Annotated in this window: 1 protein-coding gene and 1 pseudogene; both read left to right on the top strand. The window is 60.2% G+C overall.

Annotated features, from left to right (window positions below; translation table 11 throughout):
• Window positions 1-998 precede the first annotated feature (998 nt).
• On the top strand, window positions 999-4,451 hold the full coding sequence (locus tag DBR24_RS12735; protein ID WP_128614932.1) for a GMC family oxidoreductase N-terminal domain-containing protein: 3,453 nt from the start codon (window positions 999-1,001) through the stop codon (window positions 4,449-4,451).
• 207 nt (window positions 4,452-4,658) lie between these two features.
• Window positions 4,659-5,805, top strand: a pseudogene (locus DBR24_RS32080) (hypothetical protein); the annotation flags it as partial.

The raw sequence follows: 5,805 nt of genomic DNA, 5'->3' as shown, positions 1-5,805 counted from the left end.
AGGTCGATGTATCTCGAACAGGCGACTGTGTCGGCTCCCTCTCCCTCCGGGAGAGGGCTGGGGTGAGGGGAGCGGTTTACCCACAATCCCTGTTGGCGGATCTGTGGATAACGTGTTCGCCCCTCCCTGCATCCCGCGCCAATCAAGGCCTGCAGCCATCCGATCAAAAAACAACCAGCCTAAGTCGCGGTTTTTTCTGGGTTTTTCCGCTGAATAACTCGGCAAGTTGCCCCCAATCTCTGTTGGCGCTTCTGTGGATAAGATGTTCGCTATACGCTGCGAGCCTTATAGATCGTGGCTTGTAGAGAGTTGATTAAAAAACGATCAAATGCCCGTGAAAGACCGGCGAATCTTCTCCAGACCCCCGGATTTTCACACGCTGCAGCGCTTTTCCACAGACCCGCAAAACTTACCCCCGTTCTCTGTTGGTGCTTCTGTGGATAAGGTGTTCGCCATCCTCTACACGCCTTGCATAACGTGCGTTACAGGCTGTTGATCAAATTCTGATCAATCGTTGGTGCAAAGCCTTCTTCTGCATAAGTCACGCTTTTTCTTCACAAATCAGCGGGTTATTTTCGGCTTCATCCACAGTTACCCCCATTTGCTGTGGGTGGCTATGTGGATAACTTGTTCGTCGAACCCTGCAAGCCGCGCCGGCCATAGTCCAAACGGCGATTGATCACATTTCATACAGTTCTAAATCGTCGCCTTGACTTCGAAACCTGCGCTGTCTTCACTGCAATGGCACAAGGACAGCCGTTACTTATCCACATCAGGTTCTGGGAGAACGCATGATGGATAGCCACCCGCGCCGCCATCCCCCCTCGCCACGCAAGCGCACGTTACGTCGTGCGGCCAATCAACACGCTCGTCTGTAGCGACTTCTGCTCCAACCGCTGTGCTGTCGCCGGGTTCGTCTCGGAGACCAGGTGCCCGTTCGCCCATTGATTGCAGGCAACCGCAGAGTTGCCCCATCTGCCTGAGAGAGGAACACCCTCATGACACGCATCGCAACGCCCATCAGCGAAATCAAGGAACACTACGACGTGATCGTCATCGGCTCCGGCTATGGCGGCGGCATTGCTGCGTCGCGCCTGTCCCGGGCCGGCAAGCAGGTGTGCCTGCTCGAACGCGGGCGGGAAATCCAGCCCGGCGAATACCCCAATACCATGATTGCCGCGACCGAAGAGCTGCAGGTGCATGACCCGGACGGCCATATCGGTTCGCGCACCGGGCTGTTTGATTTGCACGTTAATGCCCAGCAGAACGTGGTGGTCGGTTGTGGTCTCGGCGGTACGTCGTTGATCAACGCCAACGTGGCCCTGGAGCCTGAGCCTGGAGTGTTCGATGACCCGCGCTGGCCGCAGGCGGTACGTGAACATCGCGATACCTTGCTCAAGGACGGTTATGCCCGTGCCCGGGAAATGCTCAAGCCCAATCCGTACCCGAATAGCGCACCGAACCTGCCCAAGCTCGACGCCAACAAAAAGTCCGCGGACTACCTCAAGCAGGGCGCGCACTTCTACAAGCCGCCGATCAACGTGACCTTCGACAAACTGCCGAACAACCTCAACCACGTCGGCGTCGAACAGCTGCCGTGCAACCAGTGCGGCGACTGCGTCTCGGGCTGTAACAACAAGGCCAAGAACACCACGCTGATGAACTATTTGCCGGATGCCTGGAACCACGGCGCGGAGATTTTCTGTCAGGCCGAGGTGCGTCATCTGGAGCGTGACGGCGACGGCTGGATCGTGCATTTCCAGTATCTCGACAGCGGGCGTGAGAAATTCGACGCGCCCACGTTGTTCGTGAAGGCTGACATCGTCGTGGTCTCTGCCGGCACCCTCGGCTCCACCGAGATTCTGCTGCGCTCGCGCGACAAGGGGCTGGTGATGTCCGGCCAGCTCGGCGAGAACATGAGCGGCAACGGCGACATCCTCGGCTTCGGCCACAACTGCGAGCAGACCATCAACGGCATCGGCTTCGGCGCGCATCCGGCCAAGGAAATGCAGCCAGTCGGCCCGTGCATCACCTCGGTCATCGACATGCGCACCGAAGGTGACTGGCGCAGCCGCATGGTTATCGAGGAGGGCTCGATCCCCGGCGCACTCGGCCGGCCGATGGTACCGGCCATGGCCGGGTTCGCCGAAATGATCGGCAAGGCCACCGATGACAGCTTCAGCGGCAAGGTGAGGTATAAGGAGCGCGAAGCCGAAAGCTTCCTGCGCGGCCCGTATTACGGCGCGCTGCACAACATGCAGACCTACCTGATCATGAGCCACGACAGCGGCCAGGGCCGGATGATTCTCGACAACAAGGACCAGTTGCGCATCGACTGGCCGGGCGTCGGCGAGCAGGAAAACTTCAAGCTCGGCAACGAACGTCTGTACCAGAGCACCAAGGCCTTGGGCGGGGTCTGGGTGGAGAACCCGATCTGGACCAAGCTGCTCAAGCACAGCATTGTCTCGGTGCATCCGCTGGGCGGTTGCGTGATGGGCGAGGACGCCGGGCAAGGGGTGGTCAATCACAAGGGCCAGGTGTTCAGCGGCGCGGCCGGCACTGATGTCTACGCCAGCCTGTACGTGACTGACGGCGCGGTGATCCCGACCTCGCTGGCGGTCAATCCGCTGTTGACCATCTCCGCTGTGAGCGAGCGCAACATGGGCCTGCTCGCCGCCGACCGTGGCTGGCACATCGACTACACGCTGCCGTCGGCACCGCGCAAACAGGTGGCACCACCGACCCTCGGCGTGCAGTTCACCGAAACCATGAAGGGCTATTTCTCCCGGGCCTTCACCGCCGCGCAAAGCACCGATCTGAAGGTCTACGAAGCCGCGGCCAAACGCGGCGAGGCGGACAATTCGCCAATCGACTTCACCCTGACCATCACCGCCAACGACCTGAACCGGATGATCAAGGAGCCGGAACACGCCGCAACCATCGTCGGCACGGTCAACGCCCCGGCGCTATCGCCGCAACCGCTGACCGCCAGCAATGGCGTGTTCAACCTGTTCGAGCAATTCGAGCAGCAGGTCGACACGCGGCACATGAAATACGACATGAAACTCAGCGCCGAGGACGGCAGCGACTATTTCTTCAGCGCCTTCAAGACCGTGCCGGAAGACAACGGCGTGCTGAACATCTGGCACGACACCAGCACCTTGTACGTGACGCTGTATCGCGGGCCGGACAAGTCGGGCGAGGTGATCGGCTCCGGGGTGATGCACATTCATCCGACCGATTTCGCCAAGCAGATGACCACCATGAAAGTGCTCAACGCGCGCAACGAGCGTGAGCGTATCGAAGGCCTGGCGCGTTTCGGCAAGTTCTTCGCCGGGATTCTCTGGGAGAGTTACGGTGGGGTCTTTGCTGGCGATATCTACTTCAACCCCGACGCGCCGCCACGCTTGAAACGGCCGCTGGATGCACCAACCCCGGCGGTGCATTTCTTCCCCACCGAGGACGGCGTCGAGCTGCGCCTGACCCGCTATCAGGCCGGCAGCAAGGGCCCGGTCATGCTGGTGCACGGCCTGGGAGTGGGGTCGAATATCTTTTCCACCGACACCATCCAGACCAACCTGCTGGAGTTCCTGTGCAAGCACGACTACGACGTCTGGCTGCTGGATTTTCGCGTGAGCATTCTGTTGCCGGCGAGCAAGAAGGAATGGAACGGCGACCAGATCGCCCAGTACGACTTCAAGGCTGCCATCGCGCAGATTCAGCGGCAGACCCAGGCCAAAGACGTGCAGTGCGTGGTGCATTGCTACGGCGCGACGACTTTCTTCATGTCACTGCTGGCGGGGCTACAAGGCGTGCGTTCGGTGGTCTGCTCGCAGATTGCCGCTGACACCGTGGTCGCCACCGCCACCGGACTGAAGGCCGGGCTGCACCTGCCGGGGATGCTCGATGCAATCGGCATCAAGTCGATGACGGCCTACGCCGACAGCAAGGAAAACTGGTTCAACCGGCTCTACGACAAGGCCCTCAATGGCTATGCGCGGATCGAGGCGCAGGGTTATTGCACCAACCCGGTATGCCACCGCATCACCTTCATGTATGCCTCGCTGTATCGCCACGACACCCTCAACGAAACCCTGCACGACAACCTGCACGAGCTGTTCGGCGAGTCGAATATCGAGACCTTCGAGCACCTGGCGCTGATCGTGCGCAAAGGGCACCTGGTGGATTTCAAAGGCAACGATGTGTACATGCCGCACTTCGACCGGCTGACGATGCCGATCTGCTTCATCAGTGGCGCCGACAACCAGTGCTACCTGCCGGAAAGCACCCTGAAAACCTACCAGCGCGTCTGCGAAGTCCATGGGCCGGAGCGTTACAGCCGGCATGTGGTGCCGGGCTATGGCCATATCGACTGCATGTTCGGCAAGAACGCGGTGGTCGATGTCTATCCGATCATCCTTGAGCACCTGGAGAAAACGGCCCTCGGCTGACACCTGTGATTGATCTTTTGTGCAGAGAAAGTCCTTTGTGGCGAGGGGATTCATCCCCGATGGGTCGCGCAGCGGCCCCAAGTCAGGCCGCGCGGTGTTTCTGACAAACCGCAGGCGATAGTTTGCGACTGCTCGCAGCCGATCGGGGATAAATCCCCTCGCCACAGGAATGGGTTCGATCCAGTTATGTAAAAGGAAATGGATGATATGGACAGCTACATCCGCTGGTTTCAACGCTTCATCTGGATCGGCATTGCGATGAACATGGTGTTCGCGATCCCCGCGCTGTTCGCGCCGGGGTTGCTGACATCGGTGGTCGGTCTGCCGCCGCAACTCTCCGACCCGTGGCTGGAAAATGCCGGGATGCTGCTGGTGGGCATCAGCGTGTTTTACATGCCGTCGGGCTTCAACGCGCCGCGCTACGTGGTGCATTCCTGGCTGTGCGTACTGACGCGACTGATCGCGGTGGTGTTCTGGATCTATCTGATCAACACCAGCAGCCAGGGCTCGGTGTTCGTGCCGATGTTGATGGGCGATCTGAGCTTCTTTCTGATCCTCGGCATTCTGTTGTACCTCGGCACCACGCCCGCGAACCGGCCATGGGCATTGCTCTGCGATGGCTGGCGCGAGTGGCGCGCGGCCTGGGCGCGGCAATGGCAAAGCCACAGCTTCAAGGTCGGCACTTTGGTTGTGCTGGCCGTCCTCGGTTTCATCGGTTACGAAACCTGGTACCAGATGCTGCGGGTGGTGCCGGAGCAGGAATACGCTTCCGACGAAGATCACTACAAATACGCTGCCATCGGCCTGGGCATCGAAGCACGGATCCCGTATTACCTGTTCGCCGTGCTGCCGCAGATGTGCCCGGAAAAAATGCCCAAACCCGGCGGCTGGGAAGTCTTCGGTTTTCTCTATGAGAACGGCAAGGATCTGCCGATCGGCATGGCCAAGCGGCAGATCGGCTACCCGACCGTCGAGCCGAACTGCGCGCTGTGCCACACCGGCTCGTACCGGGCCAATGCCAGCGACGTCGCGGTCAACGTGCCGAGCGCGCCGGCCAATACCCTGCAACTGCAAGCGTTCCAGTGGTACGCCTACGATTGCGCCAGCGATCCGAAATTCACCACCGACGCGGTGATGGCGGCGATCAACGGCAAGTTCCAGCTGGGCTTTTTCGAGAAACTCTACAACCGCTACCTGATCATCCCGATGGCGAAAAGCGCCTTGCTCAAGCAGAAGCAGGCCTACGCCTGGCAGAAGCTGCGCCCGCAACAGGGCCCGGGCCGCACCGACACCTTCAACCCGACGAAAATGGTGGTGTTCGGCTTCCCGGATGACTCGACCATCGGCACCGTCG

Origin of the sequence: Pseudomonas sp. HMWF006 (assembly GCF_003061205.1) — a bacterium.
Classification (GTDB): domain Bacteria; phylum Pseudomonadota; class Gammaproteobacteria; order Pseudomonadales; family Pseudomonadaceae; genus Aquipseudomonas; species Aquipseudomonas monsensis.
Note: the sequence above shows the minus strand (reverse complement) of the source record. Positions and strands in the feature narration are given on the sequence as shown.

Bases quoted from the DNA above. Each gene is read 5' to 3' on its own strand.
- DBR24_RS12735 (WP_128614932.1), top strand. From the start codon at position 999: ATGACACGCATCGCAACGCCCATCAGCGAAATCAAGGAACACTACGAC.